The 22,732-nt window shown below is 74.0% G+C and carries 21 protein-coding genes; 13 read left to right on the top strand and 8 right to left on the bottom strand.

The window, feature by feature from the left end:
• Positions 1-47 precede the first annotated feature (47 nt).
• Entirely contained in the window at positions 48-1,217 is a 1,170-nt protein-coding gene (locus ACOACO_RS04325) for an acyl-CoA dehydrogenase family protein (protein ID WP_420295021.1), read from the top strand.
• Between the two features lie 74 nt (positions 1,218-1,291).
• Positions 1,292-2,047 carry an SDR family NAD(P)-dependent oxidoreductase gene (locus ACOACO_RS04320; RefSeq protein ID WP_420295020.1) on the top strand — a complete coding sequence of 252 codons (756 nt, stop codon included), beginning with the start codon at positions 1,292-1,294 and terminating at the stop codon, positions 2,045-2,047.
• Between the two features lie 72 nt (positions 2,048-2,119).
• Here ACOACO_RS04320 and ACOACO_RS04315 read toward each other — a convergent pair whose 3' ends face one another.
• Positions 2,120-2,806 carry a TIGR00266 family protein gene (locus ACOACO_RS04315; protein WP_420295019.1) on the bottom strand — a complete coding sequence of 229 codons (687 nt, stop codon included), beginning with the start codon at positions 2,804-2,806 and terminating at the stop codon, positions 2,120-2,122.
• A gap of 95 nt (positions 2,807-2,901) precedes the next feature.
• A complete protein-coding gene (locus tag ACOACO_RS04310) occupies positions 2,902-3,510 on the bottom strand; it encodes a TetR/AcrR family transcriptional regulator (protein ID WP_420295018.1) in 609 nt (202 codons plus the stop codon).
• Positions 3,511-3,894: 384 nt separating this feature from the next.
• Here ACOACO_RS04310 and ACOACO_RS04305 point away from each other — a divergent pair, with 384 nt between their 5' ends.
• Together ACOACO_RS04305 and ACOACO_RS04300 are read left to right on the top strand one after the other, a co-directional pair.
• Positions 3,895-4,536, top strand: coding sequence for a C40 family peptidase (locus ACOACO_RS04305; protein ID WP_420295017.1), 642 nt, complete (start codon positions 3,895-3,897; stop codon positions 4,534-4,536).
• A gap of 123 nt (positions 4,537-4,659) precedes the next feature.
• Complete coding sequence (locus ACOACO_RS04300; protein ID WP_420295016.1) at positions 4,660-5,181, top strand: thermonuclease family protein; 522 nt, start codon at positions 4,660-4,662, stop codon at positions 5,179-5,181.
• Between the two features lie 13 nt (positions 5,182-5,194).
• Here ACOACO_RS04300 and ACOACO_RS04295 read toward each other — a convergent pair whose 3' ends face one another.
• Complete coding sequence (locus ACOACO_RS04295; RefSeq protein WP_420295015.1) at positions 5,195-5,803, bottom strand: YitT family protein; 609 nt, start codon at positions 5,801-5,803, stop codon at positions 5,195-5,197.
• Between the two features lie 157 nt (positions 5,804-5,960).
• On the opposite strand from ACOACO_RS04295, the gene ACOACO_RS04290 reads away from it, so the two are divergent.
• Complete coding sequence (locus tag ACOACO_RS04290; RefSeq protein ID WP_420295014.1) at positions 5,961-7,796, top strand: phosphoenolpyruvate carboxykinase (GTP); 1,836 nt, start codon at positions 5,961-5,963, stop codon at positions 7,794-7,796.
• A gap of 90 nt (positions 7,797-7,886) precedes the next feature.
• Here the strand turns inward: ACOACO_RS04290 and ACOACO_RS04285 are convergent, their stop codons facing one another.
• The gene (locus tag ACOACO_RS04285) at positions 7,887-9,653 is read right to left on the bottom strand and encodes a pilus assembly protein TadG-related protein (protein WP_420295013.1); all 1,767 of its coding nucleotides are present in this window, start codon (positions 9,651-9,653) and stop codon (positions 7,887-7,889) included.
• A gap of 222 nt (positions 9,654-9,875) precedes the next feature.
• On the opposite strand from ACOACO_RS04285, the gene egtB reads away from it, so the two are divergent.
• Genes egtB through ACOACO_RS04270 form a run of 3 tightly spaced genes read left to right on the top strand, consistent with a single transcriptional unit; the run spans position 9,876 to position 12,987 of the window.
• On the top strand, positions 9,876-11,264 hold the full coding sequence (gene egtB, locus ACOACO_RS04280) for an ergothioneine biosynthesis protein EgtB (RefSeq protein WP_420295012.1): 1,389 nt from the start codon (positions 9,876-9,878) through the stop codon (positions 11,262-11,264).
• Positions 11,261-12,220: an L-histidine N(alpha)-methyltransferase gene (egtD, locus tag ACOACO_RS04275; RefSeq protein WP_420295011.1), complete on the top strand. Its 960-nt coding sequence runs from the start codon at positions 11,261-11,263 to the stop codon at positions 12,218-12,220. Before egtB ends, egtD begins: the two co-directional genes overlap by 4 nt.
• Positions 12,221-12,273: 53 nt before the next feature.
• A complete protein-coding gene (locus ACOACO_RS04270) occupies positions 12,274-12,987 on the top strand; it encodes an enoyl-CoA hydratase (RefSeq protein WP_420295010.1) in 714 nt (237 codons plus the stop codon).
• A 76-nt stretch (positions 12,988-13,063) separates the two neighbouring features.
• Here ACOACO_RS04270 and menB read toward each other — a convergent pair whose 3' ends face one another.
• From menB to ACOACO_RS04255, 3 genes are all read right to left on the bottom strand, one after another.
• Positions 13,064-13,891, bottom strand: a complete 828-nt coding sequence (gene menB, locus ACOACO_RS04265) for a 1,4-dihydroxy-2-naphthoyl-CoA synthase (RefSeq protein WP_420295009.1) — start codon at positions 13,889-13,891, stop codon at positions 13,064-13,066.
• Positions 13,892-14,031: 140 nt separating this feature from the next.
• A complete protein-coding gene (locus tag ACOACO_RS04260; RefSeq protein WP_420295008.1) occupies positions 14,032-15,540 on the bottom strand; it encodes a malate:quinone oxidoreductase in 1,509 nt (502 codons plus the stop codon).
• Positions 15,541-15,695: 155 nt separating this feature from the next.
• Positions 15,696-16,049: an STAS domain-containing protein gene (locus ACOACO_RS04255; protein WP_420295007.1), complete on the bottom strand. Its 354-nt coding sequence runs from the start codon at positions 16,047-16,049 to the stop codon at positions 15,696-15,698.
• A 163-nt stretch (positions 16,050-16,212) separates the two neighbouring features.
• Between ACOACO_RS04255 and mgrA the strand changes: the two genes are divergently transcribed.
• The 4 genes from mgrA to ACOACO_RS04235 all read left to right on the top strand — a co-directional run bounded on the left by mgrA (position 16,213) and on the right by ACOACO_RS04235 (position 21,693).
• Entirely contained in the window at positions 16,213-17,256 is a 1,044-nt protein-coding gene (gene mgrA, locus ACOACO_RS04250; RefSeq protein WP_420295006.1) for an L-glyceraldehyde 3-phosphate reductase, read from the top strand.
• Positions 17,257-17,352: 96 nt separating this feature from the next.
• Positions 17,353-18,042: a response regulator gene (locus ACOACO_RS04245; RefSeq protein WP_420295005.1), complete on the top strand. Its 690-nt coding sequence runs from the start codon at positions 17,353-17,355 to the stop codon at positions 18,040-18,042.
• A 65-nt stretch (positions 18,043-18,107) separates the two neighbouring features.
• Positions 18,108-20,711 carry a DUF4153 domain-containing protein gene (locus ACOACO_RS04240; protein WP_420295004.1) on the top strand — a complete coding sequence of 868 codons (2,604 nt, stop codon included), beginning with the start codon at positions 18,108-18,110 and terminating at the stop codon, positions 20,709-20,711.
• Positions 20,712-20,898: 187 nt separating this feature from the next.
• The gene (locus ACOACO_RS04235; protein WP_420295003.1) at positions 20,899-21,693 is read left to right on the top strand and encodes an SDR family NAD(P)-dependent oxidoreductase; all 795 of its coding nucleotides are present in this window, start codon (positions 20,899-20,901) and stop codon (positions 21,691-21,693) included.
• Between the two features lie 40 nt (positions 21,694-21,733).
• On the opposite strand, the gene ACOACO_RS04230 is transcribed toward ACOACO_RS04235, so the two are convergent.
• Positions 21,734-22,144, bottom strand: a complete 411-nt coding sequence (locus tag ACOACO_RS04230) for a RidA family protein (protein ID WP_420295002.1) — start codon at positions 22,142-22,144, stop codon at positions 21,734-21,736.
• A gap of 80 nt (positions 22,145-22,224) precedes the next feature.
• Here ACOACO_RS04230 and ACOACO_RS04225 point away from each other — a divergent pair, with 80 nt between their 5' ends.
• Positions 22,225-22,662, top strand: a complete 438-nt coding sequence (locus tag ACOACO_RS04225; RefSeq protein WP_420295001.1) for a winged helix-turn-helix transcriptional regulator — start codon at positions 22,225-22,227, stop codon at positions 22,660-22,662.
• The last annotated feature ends 70 nt before the right edge of the window (positions 22,663-22,732 follow it).

The raw sequence follows: 22,732 nt of genomic DNA, 5'->3' as shown, positions 1-22,732 counted from the left end.
TCGTCCGGTCCGTCGTCATCCGAGGACCGGGACCCCAGGAGGAAGCCATGCCCGCCCGCCGTCTGCTCCCCGACCAGGAGTCCGCCGACCTGCTCGCCCTCGTCCGCGAGCTCGTCGCCAAGGAGCTCGCCCCCCGCGCCGCGCAGGCCGAGGAGGACGCCGCCTTCCCCCGCGACGTCTTCCGCCTGCTCGGCCAGGCCGGCATCCTCGGGCTGCCCTACCCGGAGGAGCACGGCGGCGGCGGGGTCGGCTACGAGGTCTACCTGCAGGTGCTCGAGGAGATCGGGCGGGCGTGGGCGAGCGTCGGGGTCGGCGTCTCGGTGCACGCGCTCTCCTGCTTCGGCCTGGCCACGCGGGGCACCGAGGAGCAGAAGGCGCAGTGGCTGCCCGACATGCTCGGCGGCGACCTGCTGGGCGCCTACTGCCTCTCCGAGGCGCACGCGGGCTCCGACCCCGCGGCCATGCGCACGACGGCGCGCCGCGACGGCGACGAGTACGTGCTGGACGGGGCCAAGGCCTGGACGACGCACGGCGGCCAGGCCGACTTCTACAAGGTCATGGCGCGCACCTCCGACGACCGCAACGGCATCTCGTGCTTCCTCGTGCCGGCGGACACGCCCGGCCTCGTCGCCGACAACCCCGAGCGCAAGATGGGCCTGATGGGCTCCACCACCGCCACGATGCTGCTCCAGGGCGTGCGGGTGCCGGTCGAGCGGCGCCTCGGCGAGGAGGGCGACGGGCTCCGCATCGCGCTCGCCGGCCTCGACTCGGGCCGCCTCGGCATCGCCGCCGTCGCGACCGGCCTCGCCCAGGGCGCCCTCGACGCCGCCCTCGCCTACGCCCAGCAGCGTGAAGCCTTCGGCCGCCGCATCATCGACCACCAGGGGCTCGGCTTCGTGCTCGCCGACATGGAGGCCGCCGTGCACGCGGCCCGCGCCGTCACGCTCCACGCCGCCCGCCTGCGCGACCAGGGCCTGCCGTTCAGCCGTGAGGCCTCGGTCGCCAAGCTCGTCGCCACCGACAACGCCATGAAGGTCACCACCGACGGCGTCCAGGTGCTCGGCGGCGTCGGCTACACCCGCGACTTCCCGCTCGAGCGCTACATGCGGGAGGCCAAGGTGATGCAGATCTTCGAGGGCACCAACCAGATCCAGCGCATGGTGATCGCCCGCTCGCTCGACGCCAAGCCCGACGCCGGGCTGGTCGTCACCCGCTGACGCGGGTACCGCTCACCCGCCTGCCCGTCCCACCCGTACGCCGTACCCCCCCGACCCCGAGGAGAGACCCACCCATGCAGCTCGCCGACACCGCCGCGATCGTCACCGGCGCCGCCTCCGGGCTCGGCGCGGCCACCGCCGCCGCCCTCGCCGCGAAGGGCGCCCACGTCTTCGGCCTCGACCTGGGCTCCGCGGTCCAGGCCGCGCCGTCGGTCGACGGCGTGACCTACGTGCCCACCGACGTCACCGACGCCGAGCAGGTCGCGGCCGCCGTGGCCACGGCCGCGGAGGGCGCGCCGCTGCGCACGGTGGTCAACTGCGCCGGCATCGGCCCCTCGGCGCGGATCCTCTCCCGCAAGGGCACCCACGACCTCGGGCTCTTCGCGAAGGTCGTGCAGATCAACCTGGTCGGCACCTTCAACGTGCTCACGCTGGCGGCCGAGCGCATCGCCGCCACGCCCGAGCTCGAGCACGGCGCGCGGGGCGTGGTCGTCAACACCGCCTCGATCGCCGCGTTCGACGGCCAGGTCGGGCAGGCGGCGTACTCGGCCTCCAAGGGCGGCGTCGTCGGCCTCACGCTGCCCGCGGCGCGCGACCTCGCGCAGCACGGGATCCGCGTCAACGTCATCGCCCCCGGCATCGTCGAGACCCCGATGCTGGCGACGGTCTCGGAGGAGTTCCGCGCCGGGCTCGCGGCCGGCGTGCCGTTCCCGCAGCGCCTCGCCCGCCCCGACGAGTTCGCCCAGCTCGCGATGGCGATCATCGACCACGACTACCTCAACGGCGAGGTCATCCGCATGGACGGCGCGCTGCGCATGGCGCCGCGCTGACCACTCGGTCGAACGCCTGCAGGTGGGGGAGCCCCTCGACGTGCTCCCCCACCCGTGGCGCGGCCGACGCTGTCAGCTGCCGCCGGCCGTGCCCGGCTTGGGCAGCTGCGGGATCAGCCAGCCCAGGAACGCCTCCTCGCTGCGCGTCTGCAGGTAGATGCGCCCCGGCCCGGTGAAGTCGCAGACCATCCCCTCCCCGGAGAACAGCGTCGACTTCCAGTTGCCGGCCCGCCGCAGCTCGTAACCGACCCCCTCGGTCCAGCCGACGGTGTGACCCGTGTCGACCGTGTAGGTCTGTCCCGGCTGCAGGTCGATCGCGTGGAGGGCGCCGTAGGACGACAGCACGAGCTCGCCCTCGCCGGCGACACGCAGGACGAAGAGCCCCTCGCTCGAGAAGAAGGACCGACCGCCGCCCCACTGGGTGTCGACCTCGACGCTCGCGGACGAGGCCAGGAACGCGCCCGAGCGCAGGTAGAGCGGCCCACTGATGGGCCAGGACACCACGTCGCCGGGCAATGACGGCGCGACGTACAGCTCGGCGCCGTCGACCTGGGCGGTGAACGCGTTCATGAAGAACGACTCCCCGCCGAGCACGGCGCGCCGGAGCCCCTTCATCACCCCGCCCTGGGCGGAGGTCTTCATCTCCAGGCCGGCCGACATGGCGAGCATCGCCCCGGACTCGGCACGCACGGACTCACCTGCGGCGAGCGTCAGCCTGGCTGCCGGGTACGCCGGCCGGTAGAGCACTTCGGACTGCATCTGGTCCCCACTACGGTCACCCTCGAGCGCGGTCGCCCGAGGCCCGCGACCAACCTGCCGCGCCGGGGTGTGCGCCAAACCACGCGGGCGCCGCGCTAGTCGCGGCCGTTGACGATGCCCCGGGCGAGCGTCAGGTGGCGCACCACCAGCTCGTCCGGGCTCAGCGCCCCGTCGGGGCGATACCAGGACGCCACGCCGAGGCACAGCGTCGCGACGCCGCGGCTCGCCGCCTTCGGGTACGGCGTGGTGAACGTGCCGTCGGCGGCGCCGTCCTCGACCACGTCGTCGAGGAGCCGCTGGAGCTCGTCGCGCAGGCCCACCACGTGCTCGCGGTTGGCCGGCGTCAGGCTCCGCAGCTCGCTCGTGGCGACGAAGGCGTGCTCGGTGCGGAACATGTGGAAGCGCAGGAGGCACTCGACGAGGACGTCGAAGCGCTCGGCGGGGCGGTCGCCGACGCTGGCGAGCGCGTCGGTGCAGCGCCGCAGCAGCTCGGTGAGCACGGCGTCGAGGAGCGCGCGCAGGATGTCCTGCTTCGACGCGTAGTGGTGGTAGAGGCCGGGCACCGACAGTCCGGCGCGCGCGGCCAGCTCCCGGATCGAGGCGCCGTGGTAGCCCTGCTCGGCGAAGGCCTCGAGGGCGCCCTGGAGCACCCGCGGCAGCTCCACCGCGTCGTACTCGCGCCAGGTCCCGTCCCCCGCTGCCATGACGAGCACCCTAGACGGGCGCTCAGCGGTCCACCCGGGCACTCACGTCGGCCGGCGCGGGGCCCCTCCTGAGCGCCCGGCGAAGTGACGTACACGACACCGCGACGCACTTGCGGGTTCGCGGAACCAGACCTCACAGTGGACGGCTGTAAGTCCTCGCCGTGTCGGCGGGGCCGCCCAGGACGCGCCGAGGCCCGCCACGACCTGGGGAGAAACTGATCGCGTACAGCGCGTGGTGGGCACGGGAGACCCAGCAGTGCGCCGCCCCTCGGGGGTGCGGCTAGGGGTGAAGGTCGGCAGTCGCAGCCATGCGGCCCGGCCCGGACAACGGCAGGTCCGAACCCGACAGGTCATCTTTCGCAGGCGTCGCCGAGGAAACCCGAGATGTCTCTCTCCCCCGTCATGCCTGCGCGCGTCCCCGCCGCCGGCGTCCCCGCCTCCACCGACTCCGCCGTGGCCCCCCGCCACCGCGCCGACGGCCGCGCCCGTCTCACGGCCCCCCGCACGACGGCCGGCCCCGGTGTCGTCCGCCGCTCCGCCACCGCGACCGGCCTGGCCGTCGCGGCGGTCGTCTCCACCGCCGCGCTCAGCGTCGGCGTGACGGCCGAGCCCGCCGCCGCCTACCCGGCCGGCATGAGCTCCTCGGCGAAGGCCTCCTACGAGCGCCAGATCGACCAGCGCAACTACCGCGTCCTCAAGGCCGCGCAGTCGCTGCAGGGCGTGAAGTACCGCTACGGCGGCACCACCCCGAGCGGCGGCTTCGACTGCTCCGGCTTCGTGCGCTACGTCTACGCCAAGGTGAACAAGCCCCTGCCGCGCACCTCGGGCCAGATGGCGTCGGCCGTCCACCAGATCAGCCGCGCCTCGGTGAAGACCGGCGACCTGGTGTTCTTCCGCAGCGGTGGCCGCGTCTACCACGTCGCGATCTACGCGGGGAACAACAACGTGTGGCACGCCCCGGGCACGGGCGAGCGCGTCAAGCTGGAGCGCATCTGGACCTCGAACGTGACCTTCGGCCGCGTCTGAGCGACACCCCCGCACTGCTCCGCCCTGTCGGCGGCACCCCCTAGGGTGCCGCCGACAGGCGTCTCACGACGTCGTCGCCAGTTCTGCTGACCGGGAGGGTCCGTGCGGGGTCGAGGTGTGGGCGTGGTGCTGACGGCGATCGCCGTGCTGGCCGTGTGGCTGGCGGGCCGCTCCGCCCAGGACGGCACGGGGAGCGGTGGCCCGGGCGGCGCGGACCCCGGTGCCGGTACGGCGCTCCCCGCGACCTCGGCGGTCCTCGTCGCCGTCACCGACGGCGACACCCTGCGCGTGCGCACCGACACCGGCGCGGAGGAGCGGGTGCGCCTCGTCGGCATCGACACCCCCGAGGTGCACAACCAGGTCGAGTGCGGCGGCCCGGAGGCCTCGGCGCTGATGGGCGAGCTGGTGCGGCCCGGCGACGCGCTGCGCCTGGTGGCCGACCCGACGCAGGACGACGTCGACCGCTACGACCGGCTGCTGCGCTACGTCGAGACGGCCGACGGCACCGACCTCGGCGAGGCCGTCCTGGCCGCCGGCTGGGCCGAGGTCTACGTGTTCGACACCGAGCCGCAGCGGTTCCCGGCGTACTCGGCGGCGCAGTCGGCCGCCCGCGACGGCGACCGCGGGGTCTGGGGCGCCTGCTGACCCGCCCGGCGGCTCAGGTCCCGAGGTAGCGCCCGGGCCGGTGGTTGAGCGCGAGCACGAGGTTGAGCACCGCCGCACCCACCGCCGAGAGCACCACGTTCTCCACCGGCACGACGGTGAGACCGCCGAGCACGACGGCGACGTCGAGCACCATCTGCACGTAGCCGGCGCGCCACCCGAGCCGCTCCTGCAGCAGCAGCGCCACGACGTTGAACCCGCCCAGGCTCGCGCCGTGCCGGAAGACGATGAGCAGCCCGATCCCGATGAGCAGGTTGCCGGCGACGGCGGCGTAGGGGGCGGCGAGGTCGTCGAACGACGCCATCCGCTCGTGCAGCTCGGAGAAGGAGCTGACGAGCACGACGCAGGCGAGGCTGCGCAGCGTGAACCCCCAGCCCTTCTTGGCGACGGCGAGGGCGAAGAACGGCAGGTTCACGCCCACGAAGAGCAGCCCGAACGGCACGGCGACGGCGTAGCTGAGGAGGAGCGCGAGTCCTGCCGTGCCCCCGGTGACGGCGTCGACCTCGCGCAGGAGCAGCAGGCCGAGGGACACGACGAAGGTGCCGGTCAGGACGCCGAGGACGTTCTCGGCGGTCGAGTGGGGCACGGGCTCGACGGCGTTCACGGGCTGGACTGTGCTGGGCGCGGGCACCTGCTGGCAAACCGGGACGGAGTATCACCTGCAGGGGCCGGGGTCCCGCACGCCCGGAGGTGTGCGAGCATCAGCGGCACACTGACGCAGCGCACTTACGCAGTGCGCCGACGGAGAGGATCCGGGCATCATGGTGAACGTGGCAGCGGCGCTCGACGAAGCCGGCCTGACCAACCCGCACGTGCGCGAGTACGTCGAGCACTGGGCGGAGGTGACCGGAGCCGCGCGCATCGAGGTGGTCAGCTCGTCCGACGACGCCCGCCTGGTCGCCGAGGCCCTCGAGGCCGGCGAGCTCCAGCCCGCCGGCGAGGGCCGCTACTACTCCCGGAGCTACCACAAGGACACGGCGCGCTCGGAGGAGCGAACGATCGTCGCGACCAACGACGAGGCCCACAAGGGCGTCTACAACAACTGGCGGCCCGCGGCGGAGATGAAGGAGCTGCTGACCTCCAAGATGCGGGGCCAGCTCGAGGGCCGCACGATGTACGTCGTCCCCTACCTCATGGCGCCGCAGGGCTCGCCGCTCGAGCGCTTCGCCGCCGGCGTCGAGCTCACCGACACCCGCACCGTCGTGCTCCACATGATCCGCATGGCGCGCGTCGAGGTCTCCTACATCAACGAGCTCGCCGACCCGGACTCGTTCGTCCGAGCCGTCCACGTCGCCGGCGACCTCGAGAGCCACGGCCAGGGCACGCCCGAGGACCAGCGCTACTTCGTGACGGTCGCCGACGAGCGCACGATCCTGCACTTCGGGTCCTCCTACGGCGGCAACGCCCTGCTCGGCAAGATCGCCCACGGCCTGCGCCAGGCGGCGTTCGACGGCTGGGCCTCGGGCGAGTTCCTCTCCGAGCAGTTCATGCTGCTGGGCATCACCGACCGCGAGACGGGCCGCCGCTACCACGTGGCGGGCGGCTTCCCGAGCGCCTCGGGCAAGACGAACCTGGCGATGACGCTGGCCCCCGACGCGCTCGGCGACCGCTACCACGTCGAGTTCTACGGCGACGACATCGCGTGGATCTGGCCCGGGGCCGACGGGCGGCTCTACGCGATGAACCCCGAGAACGGGGTGTTCGGCGTCGCGAAGGACACCAACGAGCTGACGAACCCCACGGCGCTCGAGTCGATCGCGGACGGCACCGGCACGATCTTCACCAACGTGGCCTACAACCCCTCCACCCAGGAGGTGTGGTGGGAGGGCAAGACCCCCGAGCCCCCGGCCGACACCACGGGCTGGCTCGACTGGAAGGGCGACGCGATCGCGGACCGCTCCGAGAGCGAGGCCGGCGCCCCGTGGGCCCACCCGAACAGCCGGTTCACCACGACGCTGGCCAACGTGCCCAACGTGGCGCCGGACTTCGAGGCGCCCGAGGGCGTGCCGCTCGACGCGATCATCTTCGGCGGCCGCACCCGTGACCGCGAGCCGCTCGTGCGCGCGATCACCGACGTGGCGGAGGGCGTGTACGACGGCCTCACCCTCGGCGCGGAGGCCACGTTCGCGGCCGACGGCCTCGACGGCCAGCTGCGCTACGACCCCATGTCGATGCGCCCCTTCATGTCGTACGCCGAGGCCGACTACGCCAAGCACTGGCTCGACATCGTCGGCCGCGCCAGCGACCAGCCGATCTTCGCGCACGTCAACTGGTTCCAGCGCGACGCCGAGGACGGCCACTTCCTGTGGCCCGGCTACCGCGAGAACCTGCGGGCGCTGCTGTGGCTCGTGCAGCTGAAGAACGGCGAGGTCTCCGGCGAGCAGACCCCGGTCGGCGTCATCCCGACGCGCGAGGAGCTCGACCTCACGGGGCTCGACGTGCCCGAGGCCGACCTCGAGCGCATCCTGTCGATCGACACCGAGCGGTGGCGCCAGGAGATCGGGTTCCGCGAGGAGCACCTGCGCCAGTTCACCGGCCTGCCCGAGGAGATCTGGGAGGCCCACCGCCGCGTGGCCGCCGACCTCGGCGAGGGCTGATCCCCGCCGTACTCTCCCGCTCGTGGTGGGAGCGCCAGGACTTCCCTGGCGCTCCCACCACGTTCCACGTCCGGCCCGGTACGGCGCCGCTCACCCCCGCAGCGCGGGCACCCCGCACTGCATGGCGGGCGCGCTGTCGAGCGAGAGGCGCGCGCCGGCGACCTCCGTGCCCGCCAGTGCGAGCAGTGGGTTGATGAGGCCGTTCGTGAGGCTCTTCGGGTTCAGCGGGTCGAGCAGCGCGTTGACGGCGCCCTTCACGGACGCGTCGAGGAACGCGGCCGCCTCCGCCGTGCTGAGGCCCACCCACGCGCCGACGGTGCCGTTGAGCAGCCCGAGGTGCGCGACGACGCTGGCGCCGGCGTTGACGGTCGGCGGGGCGGCGGAGATGCCGCCGGTGGTCGTCGGGTAGGCGGTGTCGAACTGCTGCGGCGGCACGCTGATGGTGAAGTCGGCGTTGCCCGACGGGCTGATGGTGGCGGTGACGTTGACGGTGGCGTTGACGTCGACCTGCACCTCGGCGAGCGACAGCATCCCGAGCAGGCGCGCCCTGACCCGCAGCGAGGTGCGGATCGGGGTCTGGAACCTCACGGTCGCGAGGCCGTTGCGCACCGCGAAGGTCGCGCTGCGCGGGTCGCCGCACACGATGCGCTTCAGCGTCGTCTCGGTGGGCGCGAGGGAGAGGTCGAGCCCGAGGTGGTTGGGCTGGTAGACCGTGAGGTCGACCGGCGCGGCCACGATGCCGGGGATCGAGGCCAGCCCGACGACCACGTTGGACGGGTTGAGCGACGTGTCGACGTGCACGCCGAGCTGCTCGGTGTCGCCCGGCCGCGCCGTCGACCGGGGCTCGCCCGGACGGCCGCAGAACTGCCGCGGGCCCTGGACCAGCTTCAGCGCGATGTTCGTGTTCGCCAGGCCCGGCAGCAGCGACCCCGTGTAGAGGTTGAGGGTGTTCTGGCCGTTGATGAGCAGCATGGACCCGGCGACGAGGTCGAGCGCGTTGTAGCGCGCCCCCAGCACCGCACCGGATCCGGAGGTGACACCGAGGATCCGGCCCACGTCGAGCGTCACGTTCGCGTTGACCCACGTGCGGAGGGCGTTGAGCGCGGTGACGGTCGTGCCGCTCGTGCCGGCGGGCAGCGCGTTGAGCACGGCGAGGTAGTAGCTGCGGGCGTTCACCGTCGCCGTCGCGAGCTGGTTGAGCGTGCCGACGCCGAGCCCGGCGGCCAGGCGGTCCAAGGAGACCTGGACCCCGGCGAGCCCGGAGTAGTCGAGCGCCGACAGCGTCGCGTTGCTCTGCCCGATCCGGCGCAGCACCGGGTTCAGCAGCGGCGAGCGGCCCGAGCGGACGAGCGCGGCGTACGAGCCGACCTGGTAGCACGCCGAGGAGGTCGAGGCGGCCACCGCCGAGCGGGAGGCGCGGCCGTCGCCGTCCGCCACGACGTACCCGACCTCCGACGTCGCGGTCACGCGCACGGCGGTGGGCACCGCTGCGTCGGCGACCGGGCGGAAGGTGCCGGTGACCGTCATCTCGCCCAGCTCGAAGGAGAGCGTCGGGGGCTCGCCCAGGGAGTCGTCGTTGCGGGTGAGCGCCCGGCCCACCTCGTCGGCGACCAGGGAGCGCACCTGCGTGCCGGTGCGGCCGTCGAGGTGGCGCGAGGCGTCGAGCGCGGCGACGTCGGCGACGGCCTGGAGGTCCTGGCGCAGGACGCGCTGCATGCCGATGTCGACGACCAACGAGGTGATGGCGAGCACCAGTGCGACCAGCAGGCCGACCATGACGGCGACCGCGCCGCGCTGGTCGTCCCGTCCTCGGCCACGCCGGTCCACCAGGCGACGACGATCCAGGCCGCGGTTCATGGGCGCCTCCACTCCGATGACGACGGGCTCGCGGGTCGGGGGTCCCGCGAGCCACGACGTCCCATCGGCGGCGGCGGGCGCCACCTGAGCGGAACCGCTCCCCCGACCCGCGCCCCCGGTCGAACGTTTTGGGTAGGTCGACGGACTACCGGACCTCGGTGCGGCGAGGCAGGCTTTCCTCGACCGGCCGACACCCGGTCCCCTCGGCGAAAGGACGCGGCGATGACTGCGACCGACCCCTCTCCCGACACGGCGCTCGACGGCGCGGTCGACGACGCCCTCGGCTCGTACGGCGCGGTCGACGCGCTGCTGGCGCGCTACGACGCGGTGCGGGCCCACACCGAGCGGCTCGCGGAGCCGCTGTCGCCGGAGGACCAGACGGTGCAGTCGATGCCCGACGTCTCCCCGACGAAGTGGCACCGGGCGCACGTGACCTGGTTCTTCGAGACGTTCCTGCTGGCCGACGCGGAGCCGGGCTTCGCGCCGTACGAGGACAGGTACTGGTTCCTCTTCAACAGCTACTACGAGTCGCTGGGGCCGCGCTACTCCCGCCCCGACCGCGGGCTCGTGACGCGCCCGGGGGCCCACGAGGTGGGCGAGTTCCGTCGCAACGTCGACGAGCGGGTCCGCGCCGTCCTCGCGGGCGCCGACGAGGGCACGCTGCGGCGGCTGCTGCCGACCGTCGAGCTCGGGTTCCACCACGAGCAGCAGCACCAGGAGCTGCTGCTCATGGACATCAAGCACGTGCTGTCGCGCAACCCGCTGGAGCCGGTGTACGCCGGCGCTCCCCTCGGCGGGGCGGCGGGGGCGGCGGGGGCGCTCGGCGCGGTCGACCCCGGGCCGATGGGCTGGGTCGAGGTCGAGGGCGGGCTGGTCGAGGTGGGGCACACCGGCGACGGCTTCTGCTTCGACAACGAGCTGCCGCGCCACCGGCAGTGGCTGGAGCCCTACCGCATCGCCGACCGCCTCGTCACGAACGGCGAGTGGATGGCGTTCATGGCCGACGGCGGGTACGGGCGGCACGAGCTGTGGCTCTCCGACGGCTGGGGGCGCGTCAAGGCGGAGGGCTGGCGCGCGCCGTTCTACTGGACCGAGCGCGACGGGGCCTGGTTCGAGCACACGCTGCACGGCACCCGCCCGGTCGACCCGACGCTGCCCGTGGCGCACGTCAGCTTCTACGAGGCCGACGCGTTCGCGACCTGGGCCGGGGCGCGGCTGCCGAGCGAGGCCGAGTGGGAGCACGCGGTCGTCACCGACGGCCAGGCCGAGGTCGTGGCGGGCAACCTCGCCGACACCACGACGTGGCACCCGCGCCCGGCGGCGCCCGCGGCCCCCGGCGGTCCGCGGCTGCGGCAGGTGCACGGCGACTGCTGGGAGTGGACGTCGTCGGCGTACCACGCCTACCCGGGATTCCACCCGCCCGAGGGCGCGATCGGGGAGTACAACGGCAAGTTCATGTCCAACCAGATGGTGCTGCGGGGCGGTTGCGCGCTGACCCCGCCGGGCCACGCCCGCACGACGTACCGCAACTTCTTCCCGCACGCCTCGCGCTGGGCGCTGTCGGGGGTGCGGCTCGCCGACGGCGGCGCGCCGGTCGGGATGGGCCGATGAGCACCGCCACCGAGGCCCTCGTCGCCGACGTGCGCCGGGGGCTCGGCGCCCGGCCGCTGCGGCTGCCGCCGCGCTGGCTGTACGACGACGTCGGCTCCGACCTGTTCGACCAGATCACCCGGCTGCCGGAGTACTACCCGACCGAGGCCGAGCGGGCGATCCTCGCCGCGCACGCCCCCGCGATCGCCGACGCCTGCGACGCGGCGACCCTCGTCGAGCTGGGGTCGGGCACGAGCGACAAGACCCGGCTGCTGCTCGACGCGCTGACCGACCCCGGGCGCAGCCACGGGCCGCTGCGGCGCTTCGTGCCGCTCGACGTCGCCGAGGCCACGCTGCAGGACGCGGCCGTGCGCATCGCCGAGCGCCACCCCGGGCTGGAGGTCACCCCGGTGGTCGGCGACTTCACCACCCACCTGGCCCGGCTGCCCCGCGGCCCGGAGGTGGGGCGGCGGGTGGTCGCCTTCCTCGGCAGCACGATCGGCAACCTGTACGTCGAGGAGCGCGGCGCGTTCCTCGGCGCCCTCGCCGACTCCCTCGACCCGGGCGAGTGGCTGCTGCTCGGCACCGACCTGCTCAAGCCGGTGGAGCGGCTGGTCGCGGCGTACGACGACGCCGGCGGCGTCACCGAGAGGTTCGTGCTCAACACGCTGCGCGTGCTCAACCGCGAGCTGGGCGCCGACTTCGACCTCGACGCGTTCTCCTACGCCCCGCTGTGGGACCCGCGGCTGGGCCGGATGGACCTGCGGCTGCGCAGCGACCGGCCGCAGCACGTGCGGATCCCGGGCGCGGGGCTCGAGCTCGACCTGGGCTCCGGGGAGGAGATCCAGGTGGAGATCTCGACGAAGTTCAGCCCCGAGGGCGTCGCCGACGAGCTGGCCGGCGCGGGGTTCGCGGTCGAGACGGCCTGGACGGACGCCCCGGGCGACTTCGCGCTGACCCTGGCGCGGCGGGTCTGACCGCTCCCCGGGACCCCCGCCGGCCCCCGGGGAGCGCGTCCTAGGCTGCGGGGGTGCTCGCCACCTCCCGCGACGGATCCGTCTCGCTCCTGACCCTGCAGCGCCCCGAGCGCCGCAACGCCCTCTCGCTCGAGCTGTGCCGCGCCATCGCCGCGGCCGCGCAGCAGGAGGTCGACGCCGGCGCCCGCGTGCTCGTGCTGACGGGCGAGGGGTCGTCGTTCTGCTCCGGCGCCGACCTGACGGGCGTGTACGGCGAGGAGTTCCTCGAGGCGCTCTACGGGATGCTCCACGGCCTCACCCGGCTGCCGGTGCCGGTCGTGGCGGCGGTGAACGGCCCGGCCATCGGCGCCGGCACCCAGCTCGCGCTCGCGGCCGACCTGCGCGTGGCGGACGCGGGGGCGCGCTTCGGCGTACCGACCGCGCGCAACGGCATGGCCGTCGACGCCTGGACGATGCGCACCCTGCAGACCGTCGCCGGCGGCGGGCTCGCGCGGCGCCTCATGCTGGCCGCCGAGACGGTCGACGTCGACGAGGCCGTCCGCTACGGGCTCGTCGACCGCACCGGCACCCTCGACGACGCCCTGGTGTGGGCCGCAGAGATCGCCACGCTGGCCCCGCTGACGCTGGCGCACAACAAGCTGGTGCTCAACGGCGGCAGCGACGAGGAGGTCGCGCGCACCTTCGCCGCCTGCTGGGCCAGCGAGGACGTCCGCGAGGCCGCCGCCGCCCGCAGCGAGAAGCGCCCGCCGGTGTTCCGCGGGGTCTGAGCCCGGTCCCCGTCCGGCCGTTCGTGGTAGCAGCGCCAGGGTTTCCGCGGCGCTGCCACCACGAACCGCCGGGCGCTCAGGCGCGGCGCGGGAACTGCGTGAAGTCGGGGGTGCGCTTGGCCTTGAACGCCTCGCGACCCTCCTGCGCCTCGGCCTGGCCGTAGAACAGCAGGTTGGCGTCGTGGGCGAGCTGCTGGATGCCGGCGTAGCCGTCCTCGTGGGCGTGGAACGACAGCTTCGACAGGCGCAGCGCCCACGGCGAGAGCGCCAGCATCTCGCGGCACCACTTCAGGGTCTCGGCCTCGAGGTCGGCCAACGGCACCACGGTGTTGATCAAGCCCATCGACAGGGCCTCCTGCGCGTCGTACTGACGGCAGAGGAACCAGATCTCCTTGGCCTTCTTCGGCCCGACGAGGTCGGAGAGGATGCTCGCGCCGTACCCGCCGTCGAAGGAGCCGACCTTCGGCCCGACCTGCCCGAAGCGGGCGTTGTCGGCGGCGATGGTGAGGTCGCAGACGAGGTGGAGCACGTGGCCGCCGCCGATGGCCCAGCCGGCGACCGAGGCCACGATCGGCTTGGGGCAGCGGCGCATCTGCACGTGCAGGTCGGTGACGTGGAAGCGGCCCGTGGCACCCGGGTCGGTCTTGTAGCCCGAGTCGCCGCGCACCCGCTGGTCGCCGCCGGAGCAGAACGCCTTGCCGCCCTCGCCGGTCAGGATGATCGCGCCGACGCCCTCGTCCTCGCGCGCGACGTCGAGGGCGTGGGAGACCTCGATCAGCGTCTGCGGGCGGAACGCGTTGTGCACCTCGGGGCGGTTGATCGAGATCTTCGCGATCCCGTCCTCCGTCGTGGAGTAGATGATGTCCTCGTAGTCGCCCGACGTCGTCCAGGTGGTCTCGCTCATGGGCGCCATTGTGGCCCGGGGCGCCGAACCCCGGCTCCCTCGGGTACGGCGGAGCCGCGCCGGGCCCGAACGCACGACCGCCCCCGACGCCGTGGCGTCGGGGGCGGTCGTCCGTGCGGGTGCTGCTCGTGCGGGTGCGCTCAGGCGGAGGCGCGCAGGCCGCCGTCGCCCGGGTCGCCGCCGTCGTCGTCGAGGCCGAGGGCCTGGGAGGTGGCGACCATCAGCTCTCGGGCGCGCTGCGGGTCGGACGCCAGCGGGGCACCGTTGCTGGGCACCATCGCGCCCAGCGTCGGCTCCCAGGTGGCCCAGCGGTCGGGGAAGCACTGCTCGAGCAGGTCGAGCATGATCGCGACCGCGGTCGAGGCGCCCGGGGAGGCGCCGAGCAGGCCGGCGATGGAGCCGTCGGCGGCCGCCACCACCTCGGTGCCGAACTGCAGCACGCCGCCCTTCTCCGGGTCCTTCTTGATGACCTGCACGCGCTGGCCGGCGACGATCTTCTCCCAGTCGCCCGGCTGGGCGGCGGGGTAGAACGCCTGCAGCTCGGCGAACTTGGTGCTGCGGCGCGCGACGAGCTGGCCGAGGAGGTAGCGCACGAGGTCGAGGTTGCGCACCGCGACCTGGAGCATCGGCACCAGGTTGTGCAGGCGCACCGACTTCAGCAGGTCGAAGAGCGAGCCGTTCTTCAGGAAGCGCGGGCTGAACCCGGCGTACGGACCGAACATCAGGCTGGGCTCGCCGTTGACGACGCGGGTGTCGAGGTGCGGCACCGACATGGGCGGCGCGCCGACGGCGGCCTTGCCGTAGACCTTGGCGTGGTGCTCGCCGACGACCGCGGGGTCGCGTGTGCGGAGGAACTCGCCGCTGACGGGGAAGCCGCCGAAGCCGCGGATCTCGGCGATGCGCGACTTCTGCAGGAGCGTGAGCGCGCCGCCGCCGGCCCCGACGAAGACGAAGCGGGAGCGCAGCTCGAACTTCTCGCCGCGCTGCTTGCCGCGCACGATCCAGGTGCCGTCCTCGGCCCGCTTGAGCGAGCGCACGTCGGCGCCGGTGCGCAGCTCCGCGCCCCCGTCGACGAGGGAGGAGGTGAGGAGCCGGGTGAGCGAGCCGAAGTCGACGTCCGTGCCGGCGGCGGCGTACGTCGCGGCGACGGGCTCGTCGCCCTGGCGGCCCTCGATGAGCGCCGGGGCCCACTTGCGGATGATCTCCGGGTCGTCGGAGAACTCCATGCCGGAGAAGAGCGGGTGGTCGCAGAGCGCGTCGTACCGCTTGCGCAGGTAGTCGACGTTCTTCTCGCCCCACACGAAGCTCATGTGCGGCGTGGGGGTGATGAAGGCGCGGGGCTCGGGGAGCCGGCCGCTCTGCACCAGGAACGTCCAGAACTGGCGGGAGAGCTGGAACTGCTCGTTGACCTTCACCGCGGAGGTGATGTCGATCGAGCCGTCGGCCTTCTCGGGGGTGTAGTTGAGCTCGCACAGGGCCGAGTGGCCGGTGCCCGCGTTGTTCCACGCGTCCGAGCTCTCCTGGGCGAGCGAGTCGAGCCGCTCCAGGACCTTGATGTCCCACTCCGGCTCCAGCTGCTGCAGCAGCGACCCGAGGGTCGCGCTCATGATGCCGCCACCGATCAGCACTACGTCGACTGGTTCGCTCACCCTCCCGATTAGACCGACTGCGGGTGCGCGACGCACATCGAGAGGGCCTCACCGGGCCGTTTGGAGACGAACGTCACACGCGGGACGCGGCGTGCACCGCTGCGCCGTCCGCCCCCGCGCTGGTAGACGCGCGGGGGCGGACGGGACAGGCGGGGTCAGGCGTCGGCGTACCCCGCGGCGGGAGCCGTGACGTACCCCTGCGCGGGCTGCGTGCCCACCCGGCGGGCGACGTCCATGACCCGGTGGGCCATGGAGCCCTCGGGGGCGTGGACGACGACGAGCGCGCCGCGGTCGCGCACGATGCGCAGACCCGCGTCGAGCTCGCGCAACCCCGCCGCGAGGAGGACCTGCACGTCGGTCAGGTCGACGGTGAGCTGGTCGACGTCGCCGACCTGGGACTGGAGGAAGCCGCGCAGGTCGGGCCCGCTCAGCTGGTCCACGATGCCGCGGACGTGGATGGTGGAGCCGTCCGGCTCCATGCGTATCTCGAGGTCGTTCTTCGCCGTCATCGGTCGTTCCCCTCGACGGGCATGCGCCGTCCCCGGGCTCTCGAGGGCGATTTCCCTCGACGGTACGCGCGTGCGGGCCATCCGTCACCCCCCGCGCGCACCTGGCACCCGTACGGGTGAGGGGCGGACGGCGCGGCGTTGCGCGCCGCGCCAGGATGGGTCCATGACCTACGCGCCGGCCCCGGACCGCTACGACGCCATGCCCTACCGCCGTACCGGTCGCAGCGGCCTCGACCTCCCGGCCGTGAGCCTCGGCCTGTGGCACAACTTCGGCGACGACGTGCCGTTCGACCGGCAGGGCGAGATCCTGCGCACCGCCTTCGACCTCGGCGTGACGCACTTCGACCTCGCCAACAACTACGGGCCGCCCTACGGCGCGGCGGAGGAGAACTTCGGCCGCCACCTGCGCACCGACTTCCGCGACCTGCGCGACGAGCTCGTCATCTCCTCCAAGGCGGGCTGGGACATGTGGCCCGGCCCCTACGGCCAGGTGGGCGGCTCGCGGAAGTACCTCGTCTCCAGCCTCGACCAGTCGCTGAAGCGCATGGGCCTGGACTACGTCGACGTCTTCTACCACCACCGCCCGGACCCGACCACGCCGCTCGAGGAGACGATGGGCGCCCTCGACCAGATCGTGCGCAGCGGCAAGGCGCTCTACGTCGGGGTGTCCTCCTACTCCGCCGAGCGCACCCGCGAGGCCGCGCGCATCCTCGCCGAGCTGGGTACGCCGCTGCTCATCCACCAGCCGTCGTACTCGATGCTCAACCGCTGGATCGAGACCCGCGGCCTGCTCGACACGCTCGGCGAGCTCGGTGTCGGGTGCATCGCCTTCTCGCCGCTGGCTCAGGGGATGCTGACGGACAAGTACCTCGGCGGCGTGCCCGCGGGCTCCCGCGCGAGCCAGGGCAAGTCGCTGTCGACCGACCTGCTGACCGAGGAGGCGCTCGAGCACATCCGCGCCCTCGACGCGATCGCGCAGGACCGCGGCCAGACCCTCGCCCAGCTCGCGCTCGCGTGGGCGCTGCGCCGCCCCGAGGTGACGTCGGTGCTCGTCGGGGCCAGCAGCGCCGAGCAGGTGCGGGCCAACGTCGCCGCCACCGAGCGCCTCGGCTTCTCCGACGACGAGCTCGCGGCCATCGACCGGCACGCCGTGGACTCGGGCATCGACCTCTGGGCCGCCGCGCGCGACTCCGACGGCGTCGCCTGAGCGACCCGGCCACCCCGGACCGCTCGGACCGATCTGCACAGAACCTCCACAGGTCGTCCCCCGCTCCCGCGCCCTCGCGCTCCTAGCCTTCAGGGCATGAGCAGCAACCGACGGGTCCTCGTCGTCGAGGACGACCCGGTCATCAACCAGGCGGTCACCGACCGGCTCCAGGCCGAGGGGTACGACGTCGTCCGGGCCTTCGACGGCCCGGGCGCCGTCGCGGCCCACGCCGAGCACGCGCCCGACGCGGTGGTGCTGGACGTGATGCTGCCCGGGTACGACGGGCACGAGGTCTGCCGGCGCATCCAGGCCGACCGGCCCGTCCCGGTGCTCATGCTCACCGCCCGCGCCGACGAGGCCGACGTGCTCGTCGGGCTCGGCGTCGGCGCCGACGACTACCTGACCAAGCCGTTCCGGATGCGGGAGCTCGTCGCCCGCGTCGGGGCGCTGCTGCGCCGCGTCGACCGGGCCGGCGAGCTGGCCGGGCGCCGGGCCCTCGAGCTCGGCGACCTGCGCGTCGACCCGCGGGCGCGCCGTACCTGGCGGGGAGGCGAGGAGGTCCGCCTGACTCCCACCGAGTTCGACCTCCTGCTCTGCCTCGCCGCCGACCCCGGCGCCGTCGTCACCCGCGAGCGCCTGCTCGCCGAGGTGTGGGGCTGGGCCGAGGCGTCGGGCACCCGCACGGTCGACAGCCACGTGAAGGGACTGCGGGCGAAGATCGGGGCCGACCTGGTGCGCACGGTGCACGGCGTCGGCTACGCGCTCGAGACGGGCGGCCCGGCGTGAGCCCCGAGGGCACCGGCCGGCCCGCGCGCCCGGCCCGTCCAGAGCCGCTCGCCCGCGTGCGATCGGTGAAGGTCAAGCTCGGACTTCTCGTCGCGGTGAGCGTGACCGTCGCGGCGGTCGTCGCCTCGCTCGGACGGGCGGCCGACGTGCCCGCGTGGCTGAGCATCCCCGTGACGGTGCTGCTCGCGCTCGCCCTCACCCAGCTGCTCGCGGTCGGCATGACGTCGCCGCTGCGGCAGATGACGGCCGCGGCGCGGCGGATGGCCCGCGGCGACTACGACGTGCGGGTCGACGCGACGTCGCGCGACGAGGTCGGCGAGCTGGCGCGGGCCTTCAACACGATGGCCCACGACCTGGCCGGCGTCGACCGCCGCCGGCGCGAGCTGGTGGCCAACGTGAGCCACGAGCTGCGCACCCCCCTCGCGGGCCTGCGCGCCGTGCTCGAGAACGTCGTCGACGGCGTCGCGCCCCGCTCCCCCGACGCGCTCGCCGCCGCCCTCGCCCAGGCCGAGCGGATGAGCGACCTCGTCGAGGACCTGCTCGACCTCGCCCGCGTCGACGCCGGCAAGGCGCCCCTCTCGCCCGAGCCCGTCGACGTCGCCGACCTCCTCGACGCCGCCGTCACCGAGGCGCGGGTGCTGGGCCGCGAGGTGGCGTACGCCGTGCACGTCGCCCCGCCCGGGCTGGTCGTGCGGGCCGACCCGGCGCGGCTGCACCAGCTCGTCGCCAACCTGCTCGACAACGCGTCGCGGCACAGCCCGGCCGGCGGCACCGTGCGGGTCGAGGCGGCGGCCGAGCCCCCTGGCGGGGCCGGCGGCACCGCCGGGCGGTGGCGTCTCGAGGTCCGCGACGCCGGACCCGGCCTGGGGCCCGCGGACCGCGAGCGGGTCTTCGAGCCCTTCGGCACCCTCCGCACCACCGAGGGCGGGGGCGGCACCGGGCTCGGCCTGGCCATCGCCCGCTGGGTGACCGACCTGCACGGCGGCGAGATCGGCTTCGTCGACCCACCCCCCGGCGAGGGCGGCGCGCGGGTGCGCGTCGACCTCCCCCTCACCCCGCCCGACCGTCCCGCGGCGCCGGCTGCCGCCGTACCGGCGCCCGTCCCGTCCCCCGACCGTCCGGAGGTTCCCGTGCCTGCGTCCCCCGTGCCGACGACCCCTGCGCCCACCCCTGCGTCCACCGCGACCGACCCCGCGGCCCCGGCTGCCGCCGTACCCGCCCCCGGCCTGCTCGACGAGCTCCTCGGCGGGTTCTGGCCCGACCGCGGCGTGCCCGCCCGTCCGGCCGTGCTGCTGGGCGCGCTCGGCGCCGGGCTCCTCGGCGGGCTGGTGCTGCCGTTCTCCACGTGGGGGCTCGGCACGTTCCTGGTGCTCCTCGCCGCCGGCGCCGTGGTGCTGCTGGCCGCCCGCGACCGGCGCGACCCGTTCACGCTGACCTGCGGGGCGCTGTGCGCGCTGCTCGCCTCCACGGTCGCGGTGCGTGACGCGGAGTGGATCGTCGTGCTCTGCCTCCTCGCCGGGGCGGCGCTCTGCGTCGTCGGGGTCACCCGCGGGCGCACCCTGCCCGGGTTCCTGCTCGCCGGCATGGCGTGGCCGCTCGCCGGGCTGCGGGGGATGCCCTGGCTCGGGCGCACCCTCGGGGCGCTGACCGGGCGGGGCGGGGCGCTGCTGCGCACGGTCGTGCTCTCCGCGCTGGGTCTCGTCGTCTTCGGGGCCCTGCTCGTCTCGGCCGACGCGCTGCTGGCGGAGTGGGCCGACGCGGTGCTGCCCGACCTGACGCTCGACACCTTCGTGCTCCGCGCCTTCGTGACCGTCGCCGTGGGCGGGACCGTGCTGGCCGCGGCGTACCTCGCCCTCAACCCGCCCCGCGTCGACGGCGAGCGCACCCCGCCGCGTCCCGTCGCCCGCCGGTTCGAGTGGCTGGCCCCCGTGCTCGTCGTCGTCGCGGTGCTGGCCGCGTTCCTCGCGGCCCAGGCCACCGTGGCCTTCGGCGGGCACGACTACCTGCGCCGCACGACGGGGCTGACCTACGCCGAGTACGTCCACCAGGGCTTCGGCCAGCTCACCGTCACCACCGCCCTCACGCTGGTCGTCGTCTGGGCGGCCGCCCGCAAGGCGCCCCGCGACACCGCCGCCGACCGGGCCTGGCTGCGTGGCACCCTCGGGCTGCTCTGCCTGCTCACGCTCGTCGTGGTCGCCTCGGCGCTGCACCGCGTGGACCTCTACCAGGACGCCTACGGCTACACCCAGCTGCGTCTGCTCGTGACCGTCTTCGAGGGCTGGCTCGGGCTCGTCGTGCTCGCGGTGGTCGTCGCCGGGGTGACCCTGCGCGGTGCCTGGCTCGCGCGGTTCGCCCTGCTCAGCGGGGTCGTCGCGCTGCTGGGACTCGCGGCGATCAACCCCGACGCCTGGATCGCCGAGCGCAACCTCGAGCGGTACGACGCGACCGGCCGCATCGACTGGCTCCACCTCGGCGGGCTGTCCGACGACGCCGTGCCGGTGCTCGCCGACGCCGACCTGTCGGACGACGATCGGGACTGCGCCCTGGCCGGCCGATCCGTGCCGGACGACTCCTGGATCGAGTGGAACCTGGGACGGGCCCGCGCGGCCGACGCGCTGGACGGCGAGACGGCGCTGCCGCAGCGCATGGCCTGCGACAGCACGTTCTGACCGGGCTCGAAACCACGCGTCCCGGGCGTGGTTTCGAGGGGTTGCCAGAGCAACCCACCTCAACCACCGGACGTGGGCCCCAGTTGACGGTCCGGTGGTTGAGGTGGCCGCCCCGGCGGCCCTCGGGACCACCCGGCGGCGCGGCAGGATGGGTGCCGCCACCATCCCCGACTCACAGGAGCGCACCGTGCAGCTGGACCTCTCGGGCCGGACGGCCCTCGTCACCGGATCGAGCCAGGGCATCGGCCTGGCCATCGCCACCGGGCTCGCCCGCGCCGGTGCGCGCGTCGCTCTCAACGGCCGCCGGGCCGAGGCGCTCGAGGAGGCGGCCGCGGCGGTGCGGGACGCCGTACCCGGGGCGGAGGTGCTGCAGGTGGCGGCCGACCTGTCCACCGGCGCGGGCGCGGACGACGCGGTGCGCCAGCTGCCCGACGTCGACGTGGTCGTCAACAACCTCGGCATCTTCGGCTCGCTCGACCCGTTCGAGGTCGACGACGCGACGTGGGAGCACTACTTCCAGGTCAACGTGATGTCGGCCGTGCGGATGCTGCGGGCCTACCTGCCCGGCATGCAGCAGCGCGGGTGGGGACGGGCGGTGACGATCGCCAGCGACTCCGCCGTCGCGATCCCGGCCGAGATGATCCACTACGGCGTCACGAAGACCGCCCTGCTCGGCGTGACGCGCGGCTTCGCGAAGGCCGTCGCGGGCAGCGGCGTCACCGTCAACACGGTCATCGCCGGCCCGACCCACACCCCCGGCGTCGAGGACTTCGTCGCCGAGATGGTCGGCACCGACGGCTCGTGGGACGAGCGCCAGCGGCAGTTCGTGAAGGAGCACCGGCCGTCCTCGCTCGTGCAGCGCCTGCTGGAGCCCGAGGAGATCGCGAACATGGTGGTCTACCTGTGCTCCGACCTCGCCTCGGCGACGACGGGCGGGGCGCTGCGCGCGGACGGCGGGTACGTCGACGCGATCCTGCCGTGAGGCGCTGACGCCACCCCGCCCGCCGGGCCGGCGCCGGCGCTCAGTCGAGGACGGCGGTGGCCTCGACCTCCACGAGCACGTCGGGCTCGAAGAGGAAGTCGACGCCGATGAGGGACGCGGGCGGCATCGGCGACGGCAGCCCGATCTCGTCGGCGACAGCCTGGACGCCGGTCATGAAGGCCTCGATCCTCTCGGGCGCCCAGCCGGTGACGTAGAAGGTCAGGCGCACCACGTCGGCGAAGCCCGCGCCGGCGCTCGCGAGCCCGGCGTGGGTGTTGCGCAGGGCCGCCGCGACCTGGCCGGCGAGGTCACCGGGCGCCAGCGGCGTGCCGTCGGCGTCGCGGGCGATCTGGCCGGAGACATGGACTTGGCGGGTGCCGGTGGCGACCGCGACGTGGTGGTAGGGGACGGGCTGCATCAGGGACGCGGGGGACGAGAGACGGACGGACACGGGGTGCTCCTCGGGATTGCCGGATTCGGTTTCCCATGGATACCTGGTGCTCTCAGGACACTTCAACGAGACTAGGTCTCGTGACGGATACCGACACCCCCGCTCCGCACCGCCTTGAGATCGGCGCCGCGCACCGCGAGCTGCTCGACCAGGTGCTCGACACCTGGTCGCTGCACGTGCTCAACGAGCTGTGCGAGCGCCCCTGCCGCTTCAACGAGCTGCGGCGGGCGATCCCGGCCGTGACCCAGAAGTCGCTGAGCGCCACGCTGCGCCGCCTCGAGCGCAACGGCATCGTCGAGCGGACGGTGCTGTCGACCCGCCCCGTCGCGGTCGAGTACCGCATCACCCCGCTCGGCAAGACGCTGCGCGCACCGGTCGACGCGATCCTGGACTGGGCGACGGCGCACCTGCCGCGCATCGACGAGGCCCGCGACCGCTACGACGACGCGGAGGCCGAGCGCCCGGCCCCCGGGATCACCGGGGTCACCGACGTCGCCGCGGCCGCCTCGACGCACTGAGCCCCCCGCACGCGGCACGAGCCGGTACGCCGGACCCGCAGGTCCGCCGTACCGGCTCGCGACCGGTGCT

Source organism: Nocardioides sp. CPCC 205120 (assembly GCF_048654585.1).
In the GTDB taxonomy this organism is placed as follows: domain Bacteria; phylum Actinomycetota; class Actinomycetes; order Propionibacteriales; family Nocardioidaceae; genus Nocardioides.
The sequence above is the reverse complement of the archived record's forward strand: the minus strand, read 5'-3'. Positions and strand labels throughout refer to the sequence as shown.

Excerpts from the sequence above, each read along its gene's own strand:
- ACOACO_RS04325 (WP_420295021.1), top strand. The coding sequence starts at position 48 with ATGCCCGCCCGCCGTCTGCTCCCCGACCAGGAGTCCGCCGACCTGCTC.
- ACOACO_RS04320 (WP_420295020.1), top strand. The coding sequence starts at position 1,292 with ATGCAGCTCGCCGACACCGCCGCGATCGTCACCGGCGCCGCCTCCGGG.
- ACOACO_RS04315 (WP_420295019.1), bottom strand. The coding sequence starts at position 2,806 with ATGCAGTCCGAAGTGCTCTACCGGCCGGCGTACCCGGCAGCCAGGCTG.
- ACOACO_RS04310 (WP_420295018.1), bottom strand. The coding sequence starts at position 3,510 with ATGGCAGCGGGGGACGGGACCTGGCGCGAGTACGACGCGGTGGAGCTG.
- ACOACO_RS04305 (WP_420295017.1), top strand. The coding sequence starts at position 3,895 with ATGTCTCTCTCCCCCGTCATGCCTGCGCGCGTCCCCGCCGCCGGCGTC.
- ACOACO_RS04290 (WP_420295014.1), top strand. The coding sequence starts at position 5,961 with ATGGTGAACGTGGCAGCGGCGCTCGACGAAGCCGGCCTGACCAACCCG.
- ACOACO_RS04285 (WP_420295013.1), bottom strand. The coding sequence starts at position 9,653 with ATGAACCGCGGCCTGGATCGTCGTCGCCTGGTGGACCGGCGTGGCCGA.
- egtB (WP_420295012.1), top strand. The coding sequence starts at position 9,876 with ATGACTGCGACCGACCCCTCTCCCGACACGGCGCTCGACGGCGCGGTC.
- egtD (WP_420295011.1), top strand. The coding sequence starts at position 11,261 with ATGAGCACCGCCACCGAGGCCCTCGTCGCCGACGTGCGCCGGGGGCTC.
- menB (WP_420295009.1), bottom strand. The coding sequence starts at position 13,891 with ATGAGCGAGACCACCTGGACGACGTCGGGCGACTACGAGGACATCATC.
- ACOACO_RS04255 (WP_420295007.1), bottom strand. The coding sequence starts at position 16,049 with ATGACGGCGAAGAACGACCTCGAGATACGCATGGAGCCGGACGGCTCC.
- mgrA (WP_420295006.1), top strand. The coding sequence starts at position 16,213 with ATGACCTACGCGCCGGCCCCGGACCGCTACGACGCCATGCCCTACCGC.
- ACOACO_RS04245 (WP_420295005.1), top strand. The coding sequence starts at position 17,353 with ATGAGCAGCAACCGACGGGTCCTCGTCGTCGAGGACGACCCGGTCATC.